The organism is Pedobacter psychroterrae (assembly GCF_004331695.1).
GTDB lineage: Bacteria > Bacteroidota > Bacteroidia > Sphingobacteriales > Sphingobacteriaceae > Pedobacter > Pedobacter psychroterrae.
In genome coordinates this window covers 1-24,755 of sequence record NZ_SJSL01000001.1, presented here as the reverse complement: position 1 = coordinate 24,755, position 24,755 = coordinate 1, and the positions used below count along the sequence as shown (strand labels likewise).

Sequence of the window (24,755 nt, the reverse complement as noted above, 5' to 3'; positions counted from 1 at the left end):
ACGTGTATTTTTGGCTAAATAGTTAGATGTTGTCATGAGTAAAGAGATCTTGGAAATTTCTGTAATGGTGGATGAGAAGTTTGATGTAAGCTTTAACTTAGTAAATGGTTTTTTTGGTTTTATCCTTAAAGTCTTTGGTAAGTAGGGTTTGACGTTAATTTCTATTTTTAAAAGGTGTTCCAGGCACTTCAGGTAAATCTTTGTGCCTGTAGAATTTAAAAACAGGCCAATTTTATCTAAGTTTGTACCATAATGAGTAGAAACAGAAAATCCGGGACGGTAACCATCATTCCTAATTTAAGTATTATAGACATTGCCGAGGAAGGCAAAGGAGTTGGTAAAGCAGATGAACTTGTGGTATTTGTAGACAAGGCTGTACCGGGAGATATAGTAGATGTTAAGATCGTTAAAAAGAAAAAGAACTTTGCCGAAGCAGTTATTGAGCAGCTGATTAAGCCTTCAGATTTAAGAACAGATCCTTTTTGTCAGCATTTTGGCACTTGTGGTGGTTGTAAATGGCAACACATGGGCTATGAGTCGCAATTAAAATTTAAGCAAAAAAACGTAGAGGCTGCCTTGCAACGCCTGGCAAAAATAGATACCAGTAGTATGGAGCCCATTTTGGGATCTGCAGAGAATAAATATTACCGTAATAAACTGGAATATACATTTTCTAATAAACGCTGGCTGAATAAGCAGGACATGGCGGACAGGCCTGATGATATAGTCGGGCCCAATGAAGATCTGGAGATGAATGCCCTTGGATTTCATGTGCCGCTTAGGTTTGATAAAATATTGGATATTCAGCATTGCTACCTGCAGGCTGAGCCTTCCAATTCGATCAGAAACAGCGTAAGGACATATGCATTAAATAACGGAATGAGTTTCTATGACCTTAGAAACCATGAGGGAAATTTGAGGAACCTGATCATCCGTACTTCATCGACGGGAGAAGTGATGGTAGTGGTGGTCTTCGCTTATGTGGGACAGGAATCTGTAAATGGATTGATGGAATTTCTGAAGGTAAATTTCCCTGAGATCACTTCCTTGCAGTATATCATCAATCAGAAAAAGAATGATACGATATTTGATCAGGAGGTGATTACTTATGGCGGCCGTGATCATATTTTTGAAGAAATGGAAGGCCTTAAATTTAAAATAGGGGCCAAGTCCTTTTACCAGACAAATTCCGGTCAGGCATATGAACTTTATAAAATCACGAAAGAATTTGCGGGATTTACAGGTGATGAACTGGTTTATGATTTATATACAGGGGCAGGAACTATAGCTAATTTTGTAGCCCGGGGGGTAAAGCATGTGGTGGGAATAGAGTATGTACCAACTGCTATTGAAGATGCAAAATTTAATGCTGAGCTAAATCAAATAGCCAACACAACCTTCTTTGCCGGTGATATGAAGGACATTCTAACCAGGGACTTCATCGTGCAGCATGGTAAGCCTGATGTGGTAATTACCGATCCACCAAGGGCGGGTATGCATGCTGACGTAGTGGATAGACTGTTAGAAATGGAAGCAGATAAGATAGTATATGTAAGTTGCAATGCTGCTACACAGGCAAGAGATCTGGCATTGCTAAAAGAGAAGTACACTATAGTGCGGATTAAGCCTGTGGATATGTTTCCGCATACGCAACATGTTGAAAATGTCGTATTGCTGAAGTTCAGAGGAAAGACTTTGGAAATTATTGAAGATTAACAGAATTAAAGAATGGATTTAGAAGAATTAATGCCACAACAGCCTGAGGGTAATAAAGAGGAGAAAGCTAAAAGTCCCCTGATAAGCCTGGAGAAAGATCTTGATCTGTATGCCGATTCTATAAGAGAAATTGCGGTAGAGATTATGGTGGAGGGTTTGTCTGTCAATCCTATATTTATAGCGCATCAACATACAGTTAATATTGGCGAAAAGATACTCGATAGAAACGAATTGAATACAGAATGGACCATTCAGGCTTCTACATTTGAAGAATTTGTTGAAAAGGGTATTATCACGCCTGATAAAAGGGCATTGTTTCTTAAAAATTATAAGAAGCCGGAAGACTTTATGTGTGTATTTGTGATAGTACCCGAGGGAGCCAATTTTATTTTTTATCCTTATAAAAACAGAGGCTAATAGCTGATTTAAAAATCCCTGCAGGTATCCGCCTGGCAGGGATTACTAAAAAACTAATTGTCTAAATTTTAATTTATCCTTTTTACATCACCGCTTCTGCTGGAAGAGGTTTTCTTTACAGATGCATTTCCTTTATAATTGACATCACTGCCGCCGCTTGCACTTGCTTCCAAAGCTTTGGTAACGTTCACATTTGCATCTGACCCCCCGCTTGCCGTTACCCTGGCATATTCGACAACAAAGCCTAAAGCATCAATATCGCTTCCTCCGCTCACGCTGGCCTGCATGTTTACCGCGCTGCCTTTTAATTCAATATCTGACCCTCCTGAGCTCTGGACCTGCAGGTCTTTAGTCACTAAATTTAATTCCAGATCAGAGCCCCCACTTACACTGACAACCAGTTTATCTGTTTTCAAAGTGTTTTGCGTAAAAACATCACTTCCGCCGCTAGCCGAAATAGCCTGCAGTGTTTTGTAATTAACATAGACCTTAATACTCTGGCCTTTAAACATCCTGCCCCAGCTTATGTTGTTTCTGTACCTGATCTTTAGCAAGTTATTCTCTTTTTCGATGATTACATCTTTTAAGAGATCAGGATGGGCTATAACCTTAATATTTTCTGCAGTGCTCTGAGTAAGATACAGGTCTATGCCGCTTGAAACGGAAACTTCATTGAAATTTCTGAGTGTTACATCTTTGCTATCCTGAGCGCTAAGCGAGAAGGCAATTGCGGAGAAGGCCAATGTAAGTGCGGATAATTTTATTGGGTTAAACTTCTTCATCTTTTTGTTTTTTTATAGGTTTATAGTAATTAGACGTAAAGATGGGGCAAACGTTGCAGCGATGGTGAAATTTATTTAATCTCAAAAATACTTTCAGCTAAGTTTGATTATGAGTCTTAAAATCGTTCTTTTTGTAAACGAAAAACAACATAATATCAGATGGCAGAATCTCAGTTACTTATTCTTGATAAGAATCAGATACAGCAAAGGATTAATAGAATAGCATACCAGATATTGGAAGATAATCTTGACGAGCAGGAAATCGTATTGGCAGGAATATGGGACCGTGGATATAAACTGGCTTTGCGCCTGCAGGAAGTGCTTTTAAAGATCTCTAATTTTAAAATTGTGATGCTCAAAATAGATCTGGACAGGTTGAACAGCAAACTGGTAGCCAATACAGACCTGGACGAATCTCATTGGAAGAATAAAGTAGTGATATTGGTTGATGATGTTTTGAATAGCGGTAAAACGCTTGCTTATGGACTTGGTGTTTTTTTAAATACCCCGCATAAAAAGATCCGAACTGTTGTATTGGTAGACAGGCGACATAAAATATTTCCTATAGCTACAGATTATGTTGGTTTGCAGTTGGCCACAGTATTGAAAGAGCATGTGGACGTGGTTATGGATGTAGAAGGTGAAGAAGACCGGGTCTATTTAAGCTAAGCATTTGCAATTGAGCGCAAATTTTCTCATTTTAGAGGGATGTACCAGCCCCAAAAAAGCCCATTATTATTTAAGATCTTTTCCTGGTATATTGCTTATATCATAAAGAAGGATTTTTATTCTTACACTTTCAACCGGATACCGGTTAAAAGCGATGAGGCAATACTGTTATTGGCCAATCACTTTAGCTGGTGGGACGGCTTTCTAATGTTTCAACTTAACCGGCTTTCTTTTAAAAAGAATTTTCATGTATTGGTGACTAATGAAGATTATGAACAAAACTGGTACCTGAAATATGCGGGGGCATTTGCGGCAGTAAATAAAGGCAAAGACGTTGTAGAAACATTACTTTATGCAGGGCAGCTTTTGAATGATGCCGGGAACCTGGTACTGGTATTTCCGCAAGGTAAGCGCTATACCAGTTATGCAGATAGTATCGTATTTGAAAAAGGGGTGATGCAGATTGTAAACGCATCTAAAAAGAAATTTCAGATTGTTTTTTCAGCTACTCTGGTAGATTATTTTGGAAAGCGAAAGCCGCAGGTGAGAACCTATCTCCGTAATTGGGAAGCTGAAGAATACATCAGCCTACAATTGCTCAAGAGTGAATATAATAAGCATTATGAGCAAGCCCTAGCGGATCAGGTTGAATACATATGATCATCTTTATTTATGCCATACTGGTATTTTTAGTGCTGCGTTTTTCAGTAACCTTGTTTAATTTCCTGTCTAATCCAAAGCTTAATAAATACGGAAGACGGTTTACCGATATGGTTTCTGTGATACTGGCACCATTACCTGGCGAGGATATATCAGTTCTTTTAGATTCACTGAAGCAGCAGGATTATCAAAATCTGGAGGTCATTATTAAAGCGGATGATGAGGATGAACAGCTATTGACAGACAAAGCAAAGGGTAAGTATTTGTTGTTTTTAGAACCAAATATGGTAGTTGGCAATGGTCTGATTAACAACCTGGTGTATCGTACCAAGGTGTTTAATCTTAGTTTGCTGCATTTAATTCCGACTCAGCAGTTAAATACAGCGTATGAATGGTGTGTGGTTCCGATAAAGGAATTTATTGTGCTAAATATGTTTCCGTTAAGGTTAATGCGGTTGACAAGCAGTCCGGCCTTTGCTATGGTAAATACGGGATGTATGTTCTTTAATGCAGAGGATTACCGGTCAAACAGGTCGCGGGAGCGTATGGAAACACTTCTGGCAAATGGATTATTGATAAATAATACTGAGGGAGCTAATGTGCAAGGTAGACAATTGCTGCAGGTATTTGGTAATAATAGCTTAGCAGCGCTAATTTATCTTTTATTATTAATAGCAGGGCCTATTGTGATGTTTATTTATTTTGAGCCTTCTTTTGTGGCTTTGCCAATAGGGCTGATCTTCTTGACCCGGGTAATGATCTCTTTTCTCACAAATGAAAATCCTGTTGTTAATGTGCTGTTGCATCCGGTACAAATGACATTACTTTCCTGGTTTTTACTAAAGGAGATCTGTAGCAAAGCACTCCAATATAGGAGATGATTTGATTATCCATCTGGATGCATTTTTTTTTATCAGCTGACAAATGCAAACATTGTTTTGCCTAAGTTTGTAGTTGATTAGCTATTAACTTGTGATGAAGTACAATTTAACTGTAAATATAGATAAGGCATCGGGATTTTGCTTCGGAGTGGTGTACGCGATCGACATGGCTGAAGACATTCTGGCCCATGAGGATTATCTGTACTGCCTGGGAGATATTGTGCATAATGATGAAGAAGTGAAGCGGCTGACTGATAAAGGCTTAAGGATCATTGATCATGAACAACTGAACAATCTGCACAATGAGAAGGTGCTGATCAGAGCGCATGGTGAGGCACCGTCTACGTATCAACTGGCATTAGAAAATAATCTTACGCTCATAGATGCATCCTGTCCCGTGGTTTTAAAACTGCAGAACCGGATAAAAAATTCACATGATGAGGACGAGCAAATCTTGATATTTGGTAAACACGGCCATGCTGAAGTGGTGGGTTTGCAGGGACAAACAGACGGTAAAGCCATTGTATTTCAGGATTTGGCTGAATTGGATGACGTTAAGTTACCTGCCAGTTTTACGTTATATAGTCAAACTACTAAAAGCACAGATAAATTCTATCATATCAAAGAACAATTAATCAACAGAGGTTATGAAGTTAAAGCAAATGATACAATTTGCCGGCAGGTATCGAATAGATATGGTGATCTTGAGAAATTTGTAGTGAACTACGATAAGATCTTATTTGTATCAGGAAAAAAATCATCAAACGGAAAGGTGCTGTATGATGTCTGCAAAAAATATAATGACAATTCTTATTTTATATCGAATATAGAAGAGATTGATATGAATTGGTTTTCTGCAGACGACAAGGTGGGCATATGCGGAGCAACCTCAACCCCTATGTGGTTGATGGAAGAGGTAAAGTCCTTTCTGCTTCATCATTAAAAAGTAATTATTGTTTTTTATTAAGCTGATTCCAGATCAGAATAATTTAATTTCGCGCCGTATTATGGGAAAAAAGGGCATACTATTAGTGAATTTGGGTACTCCGGATAGTCCGGAGGTAAGTGATGTGCGCAAATATCTTGATCAGTTTCTGATGGATGAGCGTGTAATTGATATCAATGCCTTTAAAAGAACTTTACTTGTAAAAGGTATCATCGTGCCATTTCGAAGCCCTAAAACGTCAAAATTGTATAAGGAGATATGGGATGAAAACGGGTCTCCGTTGTTGTACTATAGCAGAATACAGGCGGCGCTTGTTCAGGAGCAATTAGGAGCGGACTACCATGTAGAGCTGGCTATGAGGTATCAGAGTCCTTCTATCTTGTCAGCCCTTGAAAAACTGAAAGCAGGTTTGGTGGAAAGCATTAAGGTAATCCCTATGTTTCCACAATATGCCTCTGCAAGCAGCGGTTCTGTAATACAGCATGTGATGGAGATAGTGAGTAAATGGCAGACGATACCGCCTGTCAGTTTTGTGAATTCTTTTCACGACAATGAGTTGATAATTGAGACTTTTGCTGAGAACGGACGAAAATATCAGCCGGAAACATATGATCATGTTTTATTTAGTTTTCATGGACTTCCTGAGCGACAATTGCTGAAGTGCGACCATGCGGGGCATTATTGTCTAAAAAAGGACAATTGCTGTGATACTTTAAATGATACTAATAAATTCTGCTATTCTGCACAAGGGCATGATACCGCAAAGTTAATAGCTGCTAAGCTCAATATTTCCAGAGAGAATTATACGGTTTGCTTCCAGTCGCGTTTGGGAAAAGAACCCTGGGTACAGCCTTATACTACTGATGTATTAAAAAGACTGGCTGCTGAAGGGAAGAAACGCCTGCTTGTTTTCAGTCCCGCATTTGTGGCCGACTGTCTGGAGACCTTATATGAAATTACGGTGGAATATCATGAGGAATTCAGAGCCCTGGGTGGTGAACATGTGCAGCTGGTAGAAAGTTTAAATGATCATCCAAAGTTTATACAAGCACTGGTTAATATGGTAGTCTCTTAGAGATATCTGGAAAGATATTGAACAATCTGGTCTGTTGACCCTTTCTTGGCTGATACGTAGTCTTTTGAAATGATCCCCACGGTCTGGTCTTTGCTAAATCTGTGGAAGGCCTCCATTAATTCGTGCTGGTCTTTAATACTTATAGCTGCCCGTAGATCTATTAAATCTTTAGCTTCCTGAAACTTATCATACCTGGGGCCAAATATTACCGGAAGTCCAAAAGCCGCAGCTTCAAGTGTGTTGTGTATGCCGGCACCAAACCCTCCGCCAATGTAGGCAATGCTGCCGTATTGATAGATGGAGGATAAAAGCCCAATATTGTCTATAATCAGCACTTGAGAATTTTGGTCTTGATTCCCTAATGTGGAATATTTTGTTGCCAGAGGAATCATCTGTTGTACTTCAGCGATGTGCTTGTCATCGATTTCATGAGGGGCGATGATAAACTTCCAACCTGGATTTGGAAGTATCAGGTGTTTTAATAGTTGCTCATCCTCCATCCAGGTACTACCAGCGATCATAACAGGACTGGACTTGCAAAACTTTTCTATCAAATCAATTTTGTTTGGAGCCAACGCATTTTCTGCAACTCTGTCGAATCGCGTGTCGCCACTAACACTAGCATTCTGTAAGCCTAAGGATGACAGCAAGTTTTTGCTTTCTTCATTTTGGACAAAGAAAAAATCTACAAAACTGAGGATTGTCCGGTGTAATCCTCCATACCACTTAAAAAATACCTGGTCCCGACGGAAGATCGCGGATATTATAAACAAAGGGATTTCAAGAGAATTTAGTCTTTTGAAGTAATGATACCAGAATTCATATTTTGTAAAAATTACCAGTTCAGGATTGATGGCGCTGATTAATTTTTTAGCATTTTTTGCTGTGTCAAGAGGTAAATAGAAAACTGCATCTGCGAGTGGATAGTTTTTTCTGACCTCATACCCTGAGGGAGAGAAGAAAGTGATCACGATACTTTTTGTTGGATACTGCTGCTTTATCTTTTCCAGTACAGGCCTTCCTTGCTCAAATTCTCCTAGAGAGGCAAAGTGAAACCAGATATACTTTTTTTTGGAATCTAAGCTGGTTTGTATTTTTTCAAAAATATTGGTTCGGCCTTTGATAAATAGCAAGGCTTTTTTGTTGAATAAGGAAAATATCCTAACAATTAATCCAAAAAGTTGAATACCTATGTTGTAAAGCCAAAGCATTTTGTATGTTTATTTCTTATCTTAGCCGAAGATACTTCAATAATACTAAAACGGAATTAATATATGAAAATAGCCGTAATTGGAACTGGATATGTAGGCTTAGTAACGGGCACCTGCCTTGCTGAAACCGGGAACAGCGTGATATGTGTAGATGTGAATGAGGCTAAGGTGAAGAAAATGCAGGCAGGTGAAATACCTATTTATGAACCTGGGCTTGACGTCCTGTTTAACCGGAATATCGCTCAGGGAAGGTTGACCTTTACTACTGACCTTTCACTGGGCATTAAGGATGCACAAATTATCTTTATGGCCCTTCCTACCCCTCCGGGAGGAGACGGTGCTGCTGATCTTTCGTATATTCTTGGGGCAGCAAAGGATATTTCTAAACTTGTGACAGAGTATAAGGTTATTGTAAATAAGTCAACGGTCCCTGTTGGCACTGCAGATAAAGTAAAAGCCGTATTTACAGAAAATACGGATGTGGAGATAGATGTGGTTTCCAATCCAGAATTTTTACGTGAAGGCGTGGCTGTAGATGATTTTATGAAGCCGGACCGGGTGGTAGTCGGAACGACAAGCGAAAAAGCGAAAAAGCTTATGGCGGAATTATATGGTCCGTATGTAAGACAGGGAAATCCAATTCTATTTATGGACGAACGCTCATCGGAATTGACGAAGTATGCTGCTAACTCATTTTTGGCTACTAAAATTACTTTCATGAATGAGGTGGCAAATCTTTGTGAAATAGTAGGGGCTGATGTAGATGCTGTACGTAAAGGAATAGGATCTGATGACCGTATTGGTAAAAGATTTCTTTTTCCGGGTATAGGATATGGAGGAAGCTGTTTTCCTAAGGATGTACAAGCCCTGGCAAAATCTGCAGATGAGCACAGTTATGATTTTCAGATCTTGAAAGCAGTAATGCAGGTAAATGAAAAGCAAAAGACTGTGTTGGTTGAAAAGCTATTGAAATATTATAAAGGAGATCTCAAAGGCAAGCATTTTGCATTATGGGGTCTGTCGTTTAAACCTGAAACAGATGATATCCGTGAGGCACCGGCTTTGTATATTATTGATGAACTGATAAATAAGGGGGCTACCGTCACTACGTTTGATCCTGAAGGAATGGCAAATGTAAAGGCAATAATGGGTGATAAAATAGCCTATGCAGAAAACCAGTATGAGGCTTTGAAGGGAGCAGATGCATTATTGATTGCTACAGAATGGTCCGTATTCAGAAATCCTGATTTTGAAAGGATGGAAGAGACATTGAGTAACAAAGTGATTTTTGACGGACGTAATTTATATGACCTTCAAAAAATGATCGATCTGGGATATTATTATAATAGTGTTGGCCGTAAGCTTATAATTTAATGGAACGTAAAAGAGTGTTAATTACAGGTGCTGCGGGATTTCTTGGCTCACACCTTTGTGATAGGTTTATAAAGGAGAACTATCATGTTATTGGTATGGACAACCTGATTACAGGAGATCTGCAGAATATTTCACATTTATTTGGACTGGAGAACTTTGAGTTTGCCCATCATGATGTTTCAAAATTCGTGTATGTATCAGGTAAACTGGACTATATATTGCATTTTGCTTCTCCCGCAAGCCCAATAGATTATTTAAAAATACCCATACAAACTTTAAAAGTGGGCTCTCTGGGTACACACAACTTGCTGGGTCTTGCTAAGAACAAGAATGCCAGAATGCTGATTGCTTCTACTTCTGAAGTATATGGCGATCCGAATGTCAATCCACAACCTGAAGAATATTGGGGCAATGTAAATCCGGTTGGCCCGAGAGGTGTTTATGATGAAGCAAAGCGTTTTCAGGAAGCGATGACAATGGCTTATCATACATTTCATGGACTGGAAACAAGGATCGTAAGGATATTTAATACATATGGGCCGAGAATGAGACTGAATGACGGAAGGGTTCTACCAGCTTTTATTGGTCAGGCACTACGCGGAGAGGACCTCACTGTTTTTGGAGATGGGTCTCAGACAAGGTCTTTTTGTTATGTAGATGACCTTGTGGAAGGAATATACAGACTGCTTCTTAGTGATTATGCTGCTCCTGTTAATATTGGCAATCCTGATGAGATTACCATTAAACAATTTGGAGAAGAGATCATTAAGCTGACAGGGACCACTCAAAAATTAGTGTTGCGGGACCTTCCGGTGGATGATCCGAAACAGCGCCGTCCGGATATTACCAAGGCCAGAGAGATTTTAGGCTGGGAACCGAAGATTAGCAGGGCTGAAGGGCTGAAGATTACCTATGAGTATTTTAAGTCCTTGCCTAAAGAAGCATTGATAAATAATGAGCATAAAGATTTTAAAACATATAATCGATAAAAGAAAAAATGTCTAAAATATTGGTAACAGGCGGAACCGGCTTTATTGGTTCACATACAGTAGTGGAACTGCACAATGCAGGTTATGAGGTAATCATTGTAGATAATCTATCCAACTCCAATCCAAAAATACTTAAACAAATTGAGTCAATTATTGGTATTCAGCCAGAATTTGTAGCGCTTGATTTATGTGATGAAATCAAGGTTAAAGAGTTTGTCGCAGCACAGACTGACATATTGGGAGTAATTCATTTTGCTGCCTTTAAGGCTGTAGGAGAGTCTGTTCAGCAGCCCCTAAAATATTACAGGAACAACTTTTATTCACTGATCAATCTGATCAATGAATTTAACAGTTCAGTTAAGCTGGTTTTCTCTTCTTCATGTACTGTGTATGGACAGCCGGATGTTTTGCCTGTAACTGAAGACGCTCCTACAAAAAAAGCGGAGTCACCATATGGAAATACTAAGCAAATTGCAGAAGAGATCTTACAGGAAACCTGTGCAGTGAGTCCGGACCTAAAGGTAATATCGCTGCGCTATTTCAATCCTGTTGGCGCTCATCATACCGCACTGATCGGTGAATTGCCTATAGGCGTCCCTCAGAATTTAGTCCCTTTTATAACCCAATCAGCAATTGGGAAACGCGGACCAATTACAGTATACGGGAATGACTATAACACACCTGATGGTAGTGCAGTAAGAGATTATATCCATGTGGTAGACCTAGCAAAGGCCCATGTAGCAGCGATAAAGCGTTTGGAAAATGATGAAGCCGAATCAAACTATGAAGTGTTTAATTTGGGTACGGGTACGGGCTCAACAGTGTTACAAGTCATTGATGCATTTGAACAGTCTACAGGCCAGAAGTTAAATTATACTATTGGGCCACGAAGGGATGGGGATATAGAGCAAGTTTGGGGTGATGTAACAAAATCTGCCAGAGATCTGGGATGGAAGGCAGAATTGGGTATCAGTGAAATGATGTCTTCGGCCTGGAACTGGGAGAAATATTTAAAGGATAATCCATTTTAATAATGTTGCTGAGTGAGCATAAAGATCTTAAACTGGAGATAAAATCTCTTCCTGAAAAGGAAAAAGATAAATTATTGCTCAGGCTAATAGCAAAGGACAAGGTGTTGACTGAACATCTGCACTTCAAATTGATGGAGAATGAAGATGATCTTGCAGAGAGATACCATAAGTTACTGTCAGTAATGAACGATACTATAGCGGATTTGGAAATGAATAAAAAGCTTAATTCAAAAGAAGTTCTTTTGAAAATGAGACGGCTGAATGGGAGCATTAGCCACCATTTTAAAGTCACCAAAGATATTTCAACTGAAATGGAATTAAGAATTCATCTCCTTACCCACATTCCAATTGGATTTAACGAGGGTGTTTTTTCGCCTGCTTATAAATTTAATGAAAAGCTTTTTATCTATATTGTTAAGTCAGTAATTTCATTATTAAATAAATATAATAAACTACATGATGACCTTCAATTTGATTTGAAGGATGCGCTAAATGTAGTGTTGCGTAAAATACACAGTCATAAAACAACAGATATAGCCAGGGAACTTGGCTTACCAAAAGAATTATAAGACTATGCGAAAGATATTAATAACCGGTGGGGCAGGATTTATCGGCTCTCATGTTGTAAGAAAATTTGTAAACAAATATCCCGATTACGCTATTGTAAACCTGGATAAGTTGACCTATGCGGGTAATCTGGCCAACCTAACTGATATAGAAGATAAGCCAAATTATACTTTTATTAAAGCCGATATTACCGATGCCATCGAGATCAATGAATTATTTAAAAGAGAGAATTTTGATGCGGTAATTCATCTGGCTGCGGAATCACATGTTGACCGCTCTATCACTGACCCAAGTGCATTTGTGATGACCAATGTAATTGGTACAGTTAATTTGCTAAATGCAGCAAGGGAATATTGGAAAGGGAAATATGATGAAAAGCGTTTTTACCATGTTTCTACAGACGAAGTGTATGGCGCTTTGGGAGAATCAGGGATGTTTACAGAGACAACCGCTTATGATCCTCATAGTCCTTATTCTGCTTCCAAAGCCTCATCTGATCATTTTGTAAGGGCCTATCATGATACGTACGGTTTGGATATCGTAATTTCTAACTGTAGTAATAATTACGGGTCTCATCATTTTCCGGAAAAACTAATACCGCTTGCTATTAACAATATTAAAAATAATAAGCCGGTTCCGGTATATGGTAAGGGTGAAAATGTGCGTGACTGGCTATGGGTGGAAGATCATGCCCGGGCAATTGATGTAATTTTCCACCAGGCCAAAAGCGGACAAACCTATAATATAGGAGGTCATAATGAATGGAAGAATATTGACCTTATTCATTTGTTATGCAGCATAATGGACAAGAAATTAGGAAGAGATCCAGGTGAGTCTGCCAAACTGATCACTTTTGTGGTAGATAGAGCCGGACATGATCTTCGGTATGCAATTGATTCTGCCAAGCTCCAGAATGAGCTGGACTGGGTGCCAAGTTTACAATTTGAAGAAGGTCTGGAAAAAACAGTAGCGTGGTACCTGGATAATGAAGAATGGCTTACTAATGTAACCACCGGAAATTACCAGGCTTATTACGATAAACAGTATAAAGGGAGGTAGTTTCTCCCTTTATTCATATCTTAAAGCTTCTACAGGATCTAACTTAGAAGCTTTTTTTGCAGGGTAATATCCGGATGCTATGCCTACCAGCACACATAAAGCAAATCCTCCTCCTATCCATTGCCATGGAATGATAAAGGAGCCGCTCATCATGAGTGAAATAGCATTGCCGATGGCTATTCCAAGAAGAATTCCGAAGGCCCCACCAATCAGACAAATAATAACGGCTTCTATTAAAAACTGTTTTCTGATGACTGAAGGCGTTGCCCCAATAGCCTTTCTGATGCCAATTTCCCGGGTTCTTTCCGTTACAGATACCAGCATAATATTCATTAAACCAATTGAAGCCCCTATCAAAGTGATTGCGCCAATTGCTATACCCCCTAAAACGATGTATTTTAAGTTTTCAAATAAGCTCTGCGCTACGGCATCGCTTTTAGTGATTTCAAAGTTATTCTGCTCTGCAACTTTTACTTTTCTAATGTTTCTGAACTCGGAAGTAGCTTCACCGATAATGTTGTCCATTTGATCGTTATTTGGAACAACTACCGTGATCGTGTAAGACGGATTGGAATTTTGATTAATAAGCTTTGCTTTTAGCAATGTCACATATACAGACCTGTCGCCGCTCATTCCCATACTCTGGCCCTTTGACTCAAGCACGCCAATAATTTTAAATCGGTTATTTCCTACATTGATGATTTTGTCAAGCGGTGAATCTTCTTTGAATAATTTATCTTTTATCTCGCTGCCTATTATGCAAACATTATTTCCTGATTGAACTTCAGTAGCGCTGAAATTACGACCAAGTCCAATATTTAATCCCTGTGCACCCAAGCCATTTTCATCTATTCCCTGGATATTGATGTTGGGATTTGTTTTTTCTGTTTTATATTTCGCTGTTGCACCCCCGCTCGCATACACGCTAACCGCTACCGTTGCCGGTGTGTTTAGCCTTTCTTTAAAACTAATTGCATCCTCGTATTTAATAGACCTGAAGGGCTTTGGCCTATTTCCTTGTCCGCCAATCCGAATTCCAGTGCCCCGGTTTCTGATGGTAAATGAATTTGCCCCCATACTGGAGAATGCTTCTGTCATGCTTTTTTTGACCGCATCCAGCGTAGTTAATATTCCCACCAGGGCAGAAAGACCAATAGCAATGATTAGGGCTGTAAGCATAGTGCGGAGCCTGTTACTCTTTATAGATTGAAGCGCAAGTCTTACGTTTTCAGTATAGGTCATTGTAGCGGAATAAATACTTAAAGGGATAAAATTAAAAAGTCCCGTTGTTAAGACAACGAGACCTTGTATAATGTTACAAAGATATCAGATCTAAACAGAGAAACTTGTGCCACAGCCGCATGTGCTGTTCGCATTAGGATTGCTGAATGTAAAGCCCCTTGAGTTCAATCCGTCCTGCCAGTCTACCTGCATTCCAAGTAAATACATTTGATGGGCTTTATGCATGTATACCTTTATGCCATCAATAAAAAATTCCTGATCACCTTCTTTCTTTTGGTCAAAACCAAGTACATAGCTCATTCCTGAACAGCCGCCTCCATCTACACCAACCCTTAATCCAAAATCGTCAGAGATCTCCTGCTGATCTTTTAATTTAAATAGTTCCTTAACAGCGCCTTCTGTAAATGTTACCGGTGCAAATGCCGTCTCAACTGTATTACTCATGTTATTTAAAATTAGCAAGTACAAATTTAATTATAATATAAATAAATTGTACACTTTTGCTCGGCTTATGACTAATTATTACTGTATTCAAACAAAGCTGAATGAACATATCACACCTTCTAACTGAAATTGCCATCCTTGCCTGCGGAGGTATTATTACGATTGCTGTTGCTTATACTCTGGTCAAAAATGACTTCAAACAATACTTTAAGTTGGCTAAACCCGACGAGAGGAGTCAGATTAAGCTGCAGCTATTACCACTAAGGTTACAGGCCCATGAAAGACTGGTGGTTTTTATTGAAAGGATAAATCCTGCAAATCTTCTTTTGAGGTTACATGAGCCCGGAATATCATTGGCGGGTCTTCAGTCTGCTATATTAAATGAGATTAGGTCGGAATATCAGCATAATATTGCCCAGCAATTGTATATAAGTTCAGCTACCTGGGATGTAGTAAGTAAATTAAAGGATGATACGCTGGCTATGATTAATAACGCAGTCAAAACTTTGCCAGAAGATGCCCAGGGTGTAGACCTTAGCAGAAAAGTACTCCAGTACATGACGAATATGGAAAAGAACCCTTATGACCTGACATTAAGTATAATTAAAAAGGACATCCATCAATTATTTTAATTATGAGCGAGCAGAAATTCACTACCACCTCTGGCATAGAGATAAAAGAAGTATACAGCGAAGCTAACCGACTTACTGAGTCTGAGGCACCAGGGGTTTATCCTTTTACAAGAGGGATACAGCAGGATATGTACAGGGGCAGGTTATGGACGATGCGGCAATATGCCGGATTTTCTACTGCAGAGGAGTCTAATAAGCGGTATCATTACCTGTTAAATCAGGGGACAACGGGTTTGTCGGTCGCTTTTGATCTTCCTACCCAGATCGGGTATGATTCTGACCATGATATGGCCGAGGGGGAGGTGGGTAAAGTTGGGGTTGCGATAGATTCATTGAAAGATATGGAAATCTTGTTTGACGGTATAGAGCTGCAAAAGATAACCACCTCCATGACCATTAATGCAACTGCCTCTATCTTGCTGGCGATGTATATAGCACTTGCGCGAAAGCAAGGGGCAGATATCAGGCAGATTTCCGGTACCATTCAAAATGATATATTAAAAGAATATGCAGCAAGGGGAACCTATATATATCCTCCAAAGACTTCTATGAGGATCATTACAGATATATTTGAATATTGCAGCAATGAAGTTCCCAAATGGAATACCATTTCAATATCCGGATATCATATACGTGAGGCCGGTTCTACTGCAGTACAGGAATTGGCCTTTACGCTGGCAAATGGTAAAGCGTATCTAAACGCAGCGTTAGAAAAGGGACTTGATATTAATATTTTTGCAAAGCGTTTGTCTTTCTTCTTTAACTGTCACAATAATTTCTTTGAAGAGATTGCCAAATTCCGGGCTGCCAGGAGAATGTGGGCAAAAATAACAAAGCAGATGGGTGCGACAGATCCCAAAGCTCAGATGTTACGCTTCCATACGCAAACAGGAGGATCTACTTTAACTGCCCAGCAGCCGCTGAACAATGTAATCCGGGTAACCAATCAAGCAATGGCGGCAGTATTGGGTGGTACTCAATCTTTACATACCAACGGATATGACGAAGCACTTTCCTTGCCAACAGAAACGGCTGCAAAGATTGCGTTGCGTACCCAGCAGATTATTGCTTTTGAAAGTGGAGTGACGGAGACCGTTGATCCGCTGGCAGGCTCCTATTTTATCGAAACGCTAACGGATGAGATTGAAGCAGCAGCGCAACTATATATTGATAAGATCGATGCGATGGGAGGCTCAGTAAATGCGATCGAAAATGGATATATTCAAAATGAGATTGCTGATGCTTCATACCGCTACCAGGTTGAAGTCGAAAACGGAAGCAGAACTATCGTGGGCGTAAACAAGTTTACACAGGAGCAGGAAGGGGTCATCGAAGCATTTGCCATTGATGAGTCCATACGGAGCATACAAACAGAAAAGTTGAACCAGTTAAAAGCTGTAAGAGATGGTGCCGCAGTTGAAAAGGCGTTAACTAATTTAGTGGCTGCAGCAAAAGGAAAAGAGAATTTAATGCCATTGATTATCATTGCGGTGGAGGCTTATGCAACACTGGGTGAAGTGGCTGATGCATTGCGTAGTGTTTTTGGAGAATATTAAAAAGTATGTTAATAAATAGTTATCAACACAAAAAATTCAGGTTAAGCAGGATATATTATTGCTGCCTAAGTACTTACCAAATAAATGAAAATTAAGTTTTTTTTGTTGATAATTTTTTGAATATTCGATCTCTCGAAACAGCAGTTTTTTTATGCTCGTATCGTTACTGTAAACCAACAAATTATATAATTAATATGGAAAAAACTTGTACCGAAGTATGGAAAAACTGTCTCCAAATCATAAAGGATAACATTCCGACCCAAAGTTTCAAAACCTGGTTCGAACCGATATCAGCCCTTAAATTGGAAGGCAAAGTTTTGACTATACAAGTGCCAAGTTTATTCTTTTATGAATGGCTGGAAGAGCATTATGTAGGGCTGTTGCGCAAGACGGTTAAGAAGCAACTGGGAGATGAAGGAAGACTGGAGTATAATATTGTTGTGGATAAATCGTCCAACACCGGATCACCCTATACGACCAATATGCCAAGTAATGGCAATGGGGCTGAAGCAAAGAACCAGTCAATGCCTATTCCGGTTTCCATAAATAAAGATATTAAGAATCCCTTTATTATACCCGGCTTAAAAAAGCTGAATGTAGACCCGCAGTTAAATTCCAACTATACATTTGAAAACTATATTGAAGGAGATTGCAACAGACTTGCCCGTTCGGCAGGCTATGCGGTAGCGGCTAAACCGGGGGGTACTTCCTTTAATCCTTTAATGATCTATGGTGGAGTAGGATTAGGAAAAACACACCTTGCCCAGGCGATAGGGAATGAGATAAAACGCAATATGCCTGATAAGCTGGTTATTTATGTATCCTGCGAGAAATTCTGTCAGCAGTTTGTAGATTCCCTAAAGAATAATACGATCAATGATTTTGTTAACTTTTATCAGGCGATGGACGTGATCATCATGGATGATGTACACAATTTTGCAGGTAAAGAAAAAACACAAGATATATTCTTCCATATATTCAATCATTTGCACCAGTCAGGTAAGCAAGTAATCTTGTCTTCAGATAAGGCACCTAAAGATTTGGCCGGATTAGAAGAGCGGTTATTGAGCAGGTTTAAATGGGGGCTTTCTGCAGATTTACAGATCCCGGATTTTGAAACAAGAATCGCGATCCTTAAGAAAAAGATGTATGCAGATGGTATTGAGCTGCCTGCGGAAGTAGTAGAATATGTGGCGCATAATATTGATAATAATGTGAGGGAATTGGAAGGAGCTATGGTTTCTTTGCTAGCCCAATCCACTTTAAACAAGAAGGACATTGACCTTGCTCTGGCCAAGCAGATGCTGAAAAACTTCATTAAAAACACCTCTAAAGAGATCTCCATGGAGTATATCCAAAAGCTGGTATGTGAATATTTTGAAGTCCCTGTAGATATGGTAAAGTCCCAGACCCGTAAGCGCGAAATTGTACAGGCCCGCCAGATCTCTATGTATCTTTCAAAAAGCCATACCAAATCCTCACTGAAAACTATTGGTGCTTTCTTTGGTGGCAGGGATCACTCTACGGTGATCTACGCATGTCAAACTGTGGAAGATCTAATTGATACGGACAAGAAATTTAAAGGGTATGTGCACGATATACAGAAGAAATTAAAAATGAGCTAGCATTATCACAAACACTCATCATCTTATAAAAAATCCCTGTAAGCTAAAACTTACAGGGATTTTTTATATAACCAGCATTTTCGTAAACTTACTTTATAGCACCAAGTTTCATTAATCCATAGAATAAGGCCGTACAATGAAGGGCCTGAGCAATTTTGTTGTCATTCAGAAGCTTTTTAACATCCTCAATGCTATATTCTTCCACCTCAAGTATCTCATGTTCATCCAGGTGTTGCGCATGGGTTTTGGTCCCGCCAAGCATCAAATAAGTAAAAGTTACATTATTGGCCGTTGCTGGATTAGGATAAGAACTAACGATTAGCTCTGCACTATCAAAGGAATAACCAGTCTCTTCCAAAAGTTCTCTTTTGATAGCCGCCTCTGGTGATTCATCGCCGTCTATTACACCTCCCGGAACTTCTAGAGAAATGATATCAGCACCATGCCGGTACTGCCTTACCATGATTATTTTATGCTCTTTTGTAACAGCAATGGCATTCACCCAGTTAGGATACTCCAAAACGTAATAGTCATCTTTAATGACACCATTTTGAAGGTCGCAGACGTCTACGCGCAGTGTTGCCCATTTCTCTCTCACTAGATACTTTGATGAGCGTGTTTTCCATTTTAATATCTCCATATATATGTCTCTCTTACCAGCTTCCGCTACTGCCACCACCACCAAAACTGCCGCCACCAAAGCCACCAAATCCGCCATCGCTACTACTTCCGCCTCCCCAGCCACTGCCGCCGCCTGAACTTCTTCCGCTGCTTAGCAGCATGCTCCAGAATAATGCGTTGGCTACGCCACGGCCACCGATCACCTGCCCGCCATTGCCTCCACCTCCACCGCGTTTTAAAATGGCAATGACTATTATCACGATAAATATCAGTATAGCTACAGCGCCACCACCTGCACCTCCACCGCTTTTGCCTTTAGGTTTGTCATTCTTATACTCGCCCTTTGTATATTTTATAATTGCAGTAGTGCCTGCATCAAGTCCGCTGTAGTAATCTCCGGCCTTAAAATATGGTTTTATCTCGTTTTCAATGATGCGTTTTGCATAGACGTCCGGTAGCGCACCTTCCAGTCCATATCCTGTCTGGATAGATATTTTTCTATCTCCCAGTGCTACTACTATAATGATTCCGTTGTTTTTTTTTGCTTCTCCAACACCCCATTTCCTTCCTAGTTCAACGGCATACTCATTAATGTCGTAATTGCCGACAGATTTTAGTATGGCTATTGCAATTTGCGTTGAACTGGAATCGGCAAATGAAACCAGTTTACTTTCCAGTTGCTGGATTTGAGTTGAAGAAAGCGTACCAGTGTAATCATTGACCAGTTTATTTGGCTTGGCCGGAAATTCCTGGGCCAAGCCTAGTGCTGAGATCGAGAAAAGAATGATTGCTATGATATATTTTCTCATAGCCTATTCAGTTTTGATTTCATTCATATAAATAATATCATTTGGAAGCTCATTGATATCGTCATTTTCTGAAGGAAAAAATTGTGCTAGCTTTTCTCCAGCCAAAACAACACCGGCGATAATTCCATGTGCAAGGTTGCCGGAAGAAAAATGGGCTTTCATTGCTACTTTAGTCATCTCCCAAAAATCTTCAGGTACAACACTGTTAATTCCTCTATCTCCTATTATGGCAAACTTATGATCAGCATGCGCTAGAAATATCAGTACTCCGTTATGCCTTGAGGTTTTATCCATGCCTAGTTTTGTAAAATAAGAGGTTGCTTTTTCAAATGCATCTCCTTCGCAATGTTCGTCTATCGCTATCCTGATCTCTCCTGAAGTAGCTTTCTCAGCTTCTGCTATGGCATTGGAAATTTGTTCTTGTTCCTGTTCTGTAAATAATGCCATAATTACTAAAATTCTACTTTAGGTGCATTTTGAGCGCCAGCTTCAGCTTTAAAAGCGGCTTTTTTGCTAAATCCGAATAATCCTGCTGTAAGGTTATTTGGGAAAGACCTCACCTTTGTATTATAAGTTTGTACAGATTCATTAAAATCCTTACGTGCTACCCCAATGCGGTTTTCGGTGCTCTCTAACTGAGCAGACAGTTCACTAAACTGCTGCGTGGCTTTTAATTCAGGATAATTTTCTGTTAGCACCATTAATTTGCCTAAAGCCTGGCTAACTTGTCCCTGTGCAGCCTGATATTTTTGTATATTTTCTTCGGTCAGCTTATCAGGGTCTATGGTAATCTGCGTTGCTTTAGACCGGGCTTCTATAACCTGGGTTAATGTGCCCTGTTCAAATTTAGCAGCTCCTTTTACTGTGCTAACCAGGTTGGGAATCAAATCAGAACGACGCTGATATTGGGTTTCTACCTGAGCCCATTTAGTCTGAACATCCTCATCAAGTTTTACAAGATTATTGTAACCACATCCGCTTACTACTACCAGTAAGACCAAAACGCCTACTATTGCCAATACTACTTTTTTCATATTTTTATTTTCATTTAATTTACCTGAAGCATTCTTCTACTTTTTATATTGAAAGAACAATATGCTTCAATTTGTTTTCAATTGTTAATTTATGCATTAGAATGCAACTTTCGTACCTTTGTTACATTCGGGATAAAAACCTGACATAAGTTATGCAAAAAGAAATAGAAATCACGCTATTGCCGGAAGAATCAGCTGAGGAGCATGCCATAAAAAAGCAACTTTCTATAGCGCTGAAAATAGAAATCCAGCGTATTAAAGGCTATCAAATACTCAAAAGGTCGATTGATGCACGGTCGCGGAAAGTGGTATACAGGATGCAGGTAAGGGTTTATATTGATGAACCTATATTGGCAGACAATTATATTGTCAACTATCAAAATGTCAGTAATTCAAAGCAAGTAATTATAGTTGGTGCTGGTCCCGCAGGATTGTTTGCGGCTCTTCAATGCATAGAAAATGGCTTTAAGCCAATAGTTCTGGAACGTGGCAAGGACGTAAAGCAACGCAGAAGAGATCTTGCAGCAATAAATAAAGAGGGTATTGTTAATATTGAATCCAATTATTGCTACGGAGAAGGTGGAGCAGGAACTTATTCAGATGGTAAATTGTACACCAGATCTAATAAACGGGGAGATATCAATAAAGTACTGCAAGTATTTGTGCAGCACGGTGCTACTGAAGATATTTTGGTAGATGCCCGTCCGCATATAGGAACAAATAAACTGCCCCTTATTATCACCTCCATACGGGAATGTATTTTAAATGCAGGTGGAGAAGTGAGGTTTGATCAAAAAGTTACCGATCTGCTCATTGATTTTGGGAAGATTAAAGGTGTGGTGGTTAACGGTGAAGAAAAATTACTGGCCGATGCGGTCATTTTAGCTACCGGGCATTCTGCGCGTGATATCTATGAATTGCTTCACCAAAAAAAGATTCTGATAGAGGCCAAGCCTTTTGCGCTTGGGGTAAGGATAGAACATCCTCAGGCCATCATTGATGCGGCTCAGTACCATTGTGATATCAGGAGTGAATTTTTGCCTCCGGCATATTACAGTCTGGTAGAGCAGGTGGGCAGCAGGGGAGTGTTTTCTTTCTGCATGTGTCCGGGCGGAATTATAGCGCCTTGTGCCACACATCCTGACGAGATAGTTGTGAATGGCTGGTCACCCTCCAAAAGAAATAACCCTTTTGCAAATTCGGGAACAGTAGTACAGGTAACGCTGGAAGATGTGAAGGGAGATGATCCTTTAAGGATGATGCATTTTCAGGCCAGGATAGAGCAGCATGCTTTTCAACTTGGAGGCGGTGATCTGGTGGCTCCTGCACAGCGAATGATTGATTTTGTAGAGAACAAGGTCTCAGCAGATCTGCCCAGAAATTCTTATTTGCCGGGTACAAAAAGCGTAATGCTCAAAGAAACCCTGCCAGCTTTTGTAGCTGAAAGCCTGAGGAATGCATTGCCTGTTTTTGGTAGGAAAATGAAAGGCTACTATACCAACGAGGCTATTTTAGTAGGTGTAGAAAGCAGAAGTTCCTCTCCGGTACGTATTCCCAGAGACAAAGAAACGTTTCAGCATCCTCAGGTTGCCGGACTTTTCCCCTGTGCTGAAGGTGCTGGATATGCAGGCGGAATTGTATCTGCAGCAATAGATGGTGTCAACTGCGCTAATGCAATAACAAAATTTTATTAAACAGATTTATCAATAGTTTGTTGTTTTAGTATGATTGATTTTTCAAATGAACTGAGGAAAGCCTATATAGGAGATGCATGGCATGGAAATAATGTTTCTTGTATCATTTCATCTGTAAAAGACAATCAGGCTTTTAGTCGCCCGATCGTTGATGCACATAGCATTGCAGAAATAGTGCTGCATCTTACCTCCTGGACCGAAGAGGTTAGTTCAAGATTGATGGGTAAAATATCTGCTGAGCCTGCTAAGGGTGACTGGCCTAGCCCAATTGAAGAAACAACGGTCACCTGGAATGCAATAGTAAGTGATTTTCATATTGAAAATGAAAAACTGATCAACCTGTCGATGAGTTTTATGGCAGATGACTGGGCTAAACATGTACAGACACCGTCGGGAAGAGGTATAAGTTACTTTGAATTATTTAATGGCCTGATACAGCACCATGCCTATCATGCGGGTCAGATATCTTTACTTTTAAAATTTAGATCGTGAAAAAAACACTAATTATAGGAGCAAGTACAAATCCATCCCGTTATGCTTTTAAAGCCGCGCAGATGCTTAAGGCTAAAGGGCATAGTATTGTTAATGTAGGGATAAAAAAAGGCGAAGTGGCAGGTGTGGAGATTGAGCAGCCTGATGTCATTCATGATGATATTCATACTATAACATTATATATAGGACCTCAGCTGCATGATTTGTATGTTGACTATATACTTCAAACGAATCCAAAAAGGGTAATTTTCAATCCTGGAACCGAAAATCCAGCTCTAGAAAGCAAGCTTAGAGAAAATGCTATAGAACCAGTTGAGGCCTGTACGCTGGTTTTACTGGCTACTGGTCAGTATTAGTCCTTTCTTAATTGCGTTGAATAGTATTCTCGCCAAATCTTTCACTGTTAGGCCTAGGCTTTATGAGCTGGGTATTTGTATAGGTATACCTTATATTAACTAATGTTATAAACTTAATGGCGGTTCGATAAAGCTACTGGTGAGTTCTTCACAAGAAGTAGGCTAATTCACACCTTGTTCACACCTCCTTCACATCAAATACACAAACAGGTACCTTTTTGTGAAGGAAGTGTGTAGAAAGTGTGAACTATGTGAGCAGAAGCGTGCGGGGAATGTGTAGCTTTTAGTCAGGATATGTGCCGGAGAAGATGTTTCGGAATTAAGTAAAGAAGCTCATTGTAATTACTTTTGATTTTTTCTAGTTGTTTATCATAGTGTTATGGATTATTTGGGGATAAATGTTTGGATTAGTTTGTTTGGGTTGGAATTTTTTCTACTTTTGCATCCCGCTTCGGAGGAAGATTAAGGGATGAGGTTGAAGGGGATGAAGGTTGATTGGTTAATTGAAAGCAGGGGTTATTGTCACTTTAATACCGGGTAAAAAAAGGCCTGGGGATAAAAGAAAAAAAGTTTTAAAAAAGCTTGACAATGTTAAAAAGATTCTTACCTTTGCAGTCCCAACAAAACGGGGATTTACTAGACGGAGTTTGGTAAAGATAAACAAGATTGAAACGTTGAGGATTCGAAACAGATACGGGGAAGAATAAGACCTGGTAGCAACAGAGAATGGTAAGCGAAGATATATAGAAGAAGATCCGTGAGGTGATTCGATAAGTTCATTAAAGAGATGTCATTTATAGCGTAGCGGGGTATTGAGTACAGATTCAAAGTACATGAATACCTGGACTACATTTTAAGTTAAGTTCTATCAGA

General features: G+C 39.6%; 27 protein-coding genes. 19 read left to right on the top strand and 8 right to left on the bottom strand.

What is annotated here, in order from left to right; translation table 11 throughout:
• Positions 1–34: 34 nt before the first annotated feature.
• The 3 genes from EZ437_RS00135 (at position 35) to EZ437_RS00125 (ending at position 2,133) form a co-directional block, all read left to right on the top strand.
• Positions 35–145 (top strand): phenylalanyl-tRNA synthetase subunit alpha, encoded by a 111-nt coding sequence (locus EZ437_RS00135; protein ID WP_131591972.1) that lies wholly within the window; start codon positions 35–37, stop codon positions 143–145.
• 107 nt (positions 146–252) lie between these two features.
• The gene (gene rlmD / locus EZ437_RS00130; RefSeq protein ID WP_131591971.1) at positions 253–1,716 is read left to right on the top strand and encodes a 23S rRNA (uracil(1939)-C(5))-methyltransferase RlmD; all 1,464 of its coding nucleotides are present in this window, start codon (positions 253–255) and stop codon (positions 1,714–1,716) included.
• A 12-nt stretch (positions 1,717–1,728) separates the two neighbouring features.
• On the top strand, positions 1,729–2,133 hold the full coding sequence (locus EZ437_RS00125) for a hypothetical protein (protein WP_131591970.1): 405 nt from the start codon (positions 1,729–1,731) through the stop codon (positions 2,131–2,133).
• Positions 2,134–2,201: 68 nt separating this feature from the next.
• Here EZ437_RS00125 and EZ437_RS00120 read toward each other — a convergent pair whose 3' ends face one another.
• Entirely contained in the window at positions 2,202–2,915 is a 714-nt protein-coding gene (locus tag EZ437_RS00120) for a head GIN domain-containing protein (RefSeq protein ID WP_131591969.1), read from the bottom strand.
• A gap of 159 nt (positions 2,916–3,074) precedes the next feature.
• Here EZ437_RS00120 and EZ437_RS00115 point away from each other — a divergent pair, with 159 nt between their 5' ends.
• The 5 genes from EZ437_RS00115 to hemH all read left to right on the top strand — a co-directional run bounded on the left by EZ437_RS00115 (position 3,075) and on the right by hemH (position 7,146).
• Positions 3,075–3,584, top strand: coding sequence for a phosphoribosyltransferase family protein (locus EZ437_RS00115; protein ID WP_131591968.1), 510 nt, complete (start codon positions 3,075–3,077; stop codon positions 3,582–3,584).
• Positions 3,585–3,623: 39 nt separating this feature from the next.
• Positions 3,624–4,244: a 1-acyl-sn-glycerol-3-phosphate acyltransferase gene (locus EZ437_RS00110; RefSeq protein WP_131591967.1), complete on the top strand. Its 621-nt coding sequence runs from the start codon at positions 3,624–3,626 to the stop codon at positions 4,242–4,244.
• Entirely contained in the window at positions 4,241–5,125 is an 885-nt protein-coding gene (locus EZ437_RS00105; protein WP_131591966.1) for a hypothetical protein, read from the top strand. Before EZ437_RS00110 ends, EZ437_RS00105 begins: the two co-directional genes overlap by 4 nt.
• 94 nt (positions 5,126–5,219) lie before the next feature.
• Positions 5,220–6,068 carry a 4-hydroxy-3-methylbut-2-enyl diphosphate reductase gene (locus tag EZ437_RS00100; RefSeq protein ID WP_131591965.1) on the top strand — a complete coding sequence of 283 codons (849 nt, stop codon included), beginning with the start codon at positions 5,220–5,222 and terminating at the stop codon, positions 6,066–6,068.
• Between the two features lie 64 nt (positions 6,069–6,132).
• Positions 6,133–7,146 carry a ferrochelatase gene (gene hemH / locus EZ437_RS00095; protein ID WP_131591964.1) on the top strand — a complete coding sequence of 338 codons (1,014 nt, stop codon included), beginning with the start codon at positions 6,133–6,135 and terminating at the stop codon, positions 7,144–7,146.
• Here hemH and EZ437_RS00090 read toward each other — a convergent pair.
• Complete coding sequence (locus EZ437_RS00090) at positions 7,143–8,279, bottom strand: 3-deoxy-D-manno-octulosonic acid transferase (RefSeq protein WP_317126406.1); 1,137 nt, start codon at positions 8,277–8,279, stop codon at positions 7,143–7,145. The genes hemH and EZ437_RS00090 overlap by 4 nt on opposite strands.
• 141 nt (positions 8,280–8,420) lie before the next feature.
• Here EZ437_RS00090 and EZ437_RS00085 point away from each other — a divergent pair, with 141 nt between their 5' ends.
• Genes EZ437_RS00085 through rfbB form a run of 5 tightly spaced genes read left to right on the top strand, consistent with a single transcriptional unit; the run spans position 8,421 to position 13,377 of the window.
• Positions 8,421–9,731, top strand: coding sequence for a UDP-glucose dehydrogenase family protein (locus tag EZ437_RS00085; protein WP_131591962.1), 1,311 nt, complete (start codon positions 8,421–8,423; stop codon positions 9,729–9,731).
• Entirely contained in the window at positions 9,731–10,720 is a 990-nt protein-coding gene (locus EZ437_RS00080) for a UDP-glucuronic acid decarboxylase family protein (protein WP_131591961.1), read from the top strand. Before EZ437_RS00085 ends, EZ437_RS00080 begins: the two co-directional genes overlap by 1 nt.
• 8 nt (positions 10,721–10,728) lie before the next feature.
• Complete coding sequence (gene galE, locus EZ437_RS00075) at positions 10,729–11,751, top strand: UDP-glucose 4-epimerase GalE (protein WP_131591960.1); 1,023 nt, start codon at positions 10,729–10,731, stop codon at positions 11,749–11,751.
• A gap of 2 nt (positions 11,752–11,753) precedes the next feature.
• Positions 11,754–12,320 carry a hypothetical protein gene (locus tag EZ437_RS00070; RefSeq protein ID WP_131591959.1) on the top strand — a complete coding sequence of 189 codons (567 nt, stop codon included), beginning with the start codon at positions 11,754–11,756 and terminating at the stop codon, positions 12,318–12,320.
• Between the two features lie 4 nt (positions 12,321–12,324).
• Positions 12,325–13,377 (top strand): dTDP-glucose 4,6-dehydratase, encoded by a 1,053-nt coding sequence (gene rfbB, locus EZ437_RS00065; RefSeq protein WP_131591958.1) that lies wholly within the window; start codon positions 12,325–12,327, stop codon positions 13,375–13,377.
• Positions 13,378–13,386: 9 nt separating this feature from the next.
• Here rfbB and EZ437_RS00060 read toward each other — a convergent pair whose 3' ends face one another.
• Positions 13,387–14,619 carry an ABC transporter permease gene (locus tag EZ437_RS00060; RefSeq protein WP_131591957.1) on the bottom strand — a complete coding sequence of 411 codons (1,233 nt, stop codon included), beginning with the start codon at positions 14,617–14,619 and terminating at the stop codon, positions 13,387–13,389.
• A gap of 90 nt (positions 14,620–14,709) precedes the next feature.
• Complete coding sequence (locus tag EZ437_RS00055; protein ID WP_131591956.1) at positions 14,710–15,063, bottom strand: HesB/IscA family protein; 354 nt, start codon at positions 15,061–15,063, stop codon at positions 14,710–14,712.
• 101 nt (positions 15,064–15,164) lie between these two features.
• On the opposite strand from EZ437_RS00055, the gene EZ437_RS00050 reads away from it, so the two are divergent.
• From EZ437_RS00050 to dnaA, 3 genes are all read left to right on the top strand, one after another.
• Complete coding sequence (locus tag EZ437_RS00050; protein WP_131591955.1) at positions 15,165–15,695, top strand: DUF7935 family protein; 531 nt, start codon at positions 15,165–15,167, stop codon at positions 15,693–15,695.
• 2 nt (positions 15,696–15,697) lie between these two features.
• The gene (locus EZ437_RS00045) at positions 15,698–17,251 is read left to right on the top strand and encodes an acyl-CoA mutase large subunit family protein (protein WP_131591954.1); all 1,554 of its coding nucleotides are present in this window, start codon (positions 15,698–15,700) and stop codon (positions 17,249–17,251) included.
• A gap of 194 nt (positions 17,252–17,445) precedes the next feature.
• Positions 17,446–18,876, top strand: a complete 1,431-nt coding sequence (gene dnaA, locus EZ437_RS00040) for a chromosomal replication initiator protein DnaA (RefSeq protein WP_131591953.1) — start codon at positions 17,446–17,448, stop codon at positions 18,874–18,876.
• Positions 18,877–18,964: 88 nt separating this feature from the next.
• On the opposite strand, the gene EZ437_RS00035 is transcribed toward dnaA, so the two are convergent.
• The 4 genes from EZ437_RS00035 to EZ437_RS00020 are packed head-to-tail and all read right to left on the bottom strand — an operon-like array spanning position 18,965 to position 21,340.
• Entirely contained in the window at positions 18,965–19,516 is a 552-nt protein-coding gene (locus EZ437_RS00035) for an NUDIX hydrolase (protein WP_131591952.1), read from the bottom strand.
• 13 nt (positions 19,517–19,529) lie between these two features.
• Complete coding sequence (locus EZ437_RS00030) at positions 19,530–20,306, bottom strand: TPM domain-containing protein (protein WP_131591951.1); 777 nt, start codon at positions 20,304–20,306, stop codon at positions 19,530–19,532.
• Positions 20,307–20,309: 3 nt separating this feature from the next.
• Positions 20,310–20,753 carry a TPM domain-containing protein gene (locus tag EZ437_RS00025; RefSeq protein ID WP_131591950.1) on the bottom strand — a complete coding sequence of 148 codons (444 nt, stop codon included), beginning with the start codon at positions 20,751–20,753 and terminating at the stop codon, positions 20,310–20,312.
• Positions 20,754–20,758: 5 nt separating this feature from the next.
• Positions 20,759–21,340, bottom strand: coding sequence for a LemA family protein (locus EZ437_RS00020; protein WP_131591949.1), 582 nt, complete (start codon positions 21,338–21,340; stop codon positions 20,759–20,761).
• Positions 21,341–21,492: 152 nt separating this feature from the next.
• Here EZ437_RS00020 and EZ437_RS00015 point away from each other — a divergent pair, with 152 nt between their 5' ends.
• Genes EZ437_RS00015 through EZ437_RS00005 form a run of 3 tightly spaced genes read left to right on the top strand, consistent with a single transcriptional unit; the run spans position 21,493 to position 23,882 of the window.
• On the top strand, positions 21,493–23,034 hold the full coding sequence (locus EZ437_RS00015) for an NAD(P)/FAD-dependent oxidoreductase (protein ID WP_131591948.1): 1,542 nt from the start codon (positions 21,493–21,495) through the stop codon (positions 23,032–23,034).
• Between the two features lie 30 nt (positions 23,035–23,064).
• Complete coding sequence (locus tag EZ437_RS00010) at positions 23,065–23,526, top strand: DinB family protein (RefSeq protein WP_131591947.1); 462 nt, start codon at positions 23,065–23,067, stop codon at positions 23,524–23,526.
• Positions 23,523–23,882 carry a CoA-binding protein gene (locus tag EZ437_RS00005; RefSeq protein ID WP_131591946.1) on the top strand — a complete coding sequence of 120 codons (360 nt, stop codon included), beginning with the start codon at positions 23,523–23,525 and terminating at the stop codon, positions 23,880–23,882. The genes EZ437_RS00010 and EZ437_RS00005 overlap by 4 nt, the downstream gene beginning before the upstream one ends.
• Positions 23,883–24,755 lie beyond the last annotated feature (873 nt).

Coding starts and splice junctions, on each gene's coding strand:
- EZ437_RS00135 (WP_131591972.1), top strand. CDS start 35: ATGAGTAAAGAGATCTTGGAAATTTCTGTAATGGTGGATGAGAAGTTT.
- rlmD (WP_131591971.1), top strand. CDS start 253: ATGAGTAGAAACAGAAAATCCGGGACGGTAACCATCATTCCTAATTTA.
- EZ437_RS00125 (WP_131591970.1), top strand. CDS start 1,729: ATGGATTTAGAAGAATTAATGCCACAACAGCCTGAGGGTAATAAAGAG.
- EZ437_RS00120 (WP_131591969.1), bottom strand. CDS start 2,915: ATGAAGAAGTTTAACCCAATAAAATTATCCGCACTTACATTGGCCTTC.
- EZ437_RS00115 (WP_131591968.1), top strand. CDS start 3,075: ATGGCAGAATCTCAGTTACTTATTCTTGATAAGAATCAGATACAGCAA.
- EZ437_RS00110 (WP_131591967.1), top strand. CDS start 3,624: ATGTACCAGCCCCAAAAAAGCCCATTATTATTTAAGATCTTTTCCTGG.
- EZ437_RS00105 (WP_131591966.1), top strand. CDS start 4,241: ATGATCATCTTTATTTATGCCATACTGGTATTTTTAGTGCTGCGTTTT.
- EZ437_RS00100 (WP_131591965.1), top strand. CDS start 5,220: ATGAAGTACAATTTAACTGTAAATATAGATAAGGCATCGGGATTTTGC.
- hemH (WP_131591964.1), top strand. CDS start 6,133: ATGGGAAAAAAGGGCATACTATTAGTGAATTTGGGTACTCCGGATAGT.
- EZ437_RS00085 (WP_131591962.1), top strand. CDS start 8,421: ATGAAAATAGCCGTAATTGGAACTGGATATGTAGGCTTAGTAACGGGC.
- EZ437_RS00080 (WP_131591961.1), top strand. CDS start 9,731: ATGGAACGTAAAAGAGTGTTAATTACAGGTGCTGCGGGATTTCTTGGC.
- galE (WP_131591960.1), top strand. CDS start 10,729: ATGTCTAAAATATTGGTAACAGGCGGAACCGGCTTTATTGGTTCACAT.
- EZ437_RS00070 (WP_131591959.1), top strand. CDS start 11,754: ATGTTGCTGAGTGAGCATAAAGATCTTAAACTGGAGATAAAATCTCTT.
- rfbB (WP_131591958.1), top strand. CDS start 12,325: ATGCGAAAGATATTAATAACCGGTGGGGCAGGATTTATCGGCTCTCAT.
- EZ437_RS00060 (WP_131591957.1), bottom strand. CDS start 14,619: ATGACCTATACTGAAAACGTAAGACTTGCGCTTCAATCTATAAAGAGT.
- EZ437_RS00055 (WP_131591956.1), bottom strand. CDS start 15,063: ATGAGTAATACAGTTGAGACGGCATTTGCACCGGTAACATTTACAGAA.
- EZ437_RS00050 (WP_131591955.1), top strand. CDS start 15,165: ATGAACATATCACACCTTCTAACTGAAATTGCCATCCTTGCCTGCGGA.
- EZ437_RS00045 (WP_131591954.1), top strand. CDS start 15,698: ATGAGCGAGCAGAAATTCACTACCACCTCTGGCATAGAGATAAAAGAA.
- dnaA (WP_131591953.1), top strand. CDS start 17,446: ATGGAAAAAACTTGTACCGAAGTATGGAAAAACTGTCTCCAAATCATA.
- EZ437_RS00035 (WP_131591952.1), bottom strand. CDS start 19,516: ATGGAGATATTAAAATGGAAAACACGCTCATCAAAGTATCTAGTGAGA.
- EZ437_RS00030 (WP_131591951.1), bottom strand. CDS start 20,306: ATGAGAAAATATATCATAGCAATCATTCTTTTCTCGATCTCAGCACTA.
- EZ437_RS00025 (WP_131591950.1), bottom strand. CDS start 20,753: ATGGCATTATTTACAGAACAGGAACAAGAACAAATTTCCAATGCCATA.
- EZ437_RS00020 (WP_131591949.1), bottom strand. CDS start 21,340: ATGAAAAAAGTAGTATTGGCAATAGTAGGCGTTTTGGTCTTACTGGTA.
- EZ437_RS00015 (WP_131591948.1), top strand. CDS start 21,493: ATGCAAAAAGAAATAGAAATCACGCTATTGCCGGAAGAATCAGCTGAG.
- EZ437_RS00010 (WP_131591947.1), top strand. CDS start 23,065: ATGATTGATTTTTCAAATGAACTGAGGAAAGCCTATATAGGAGATGCA.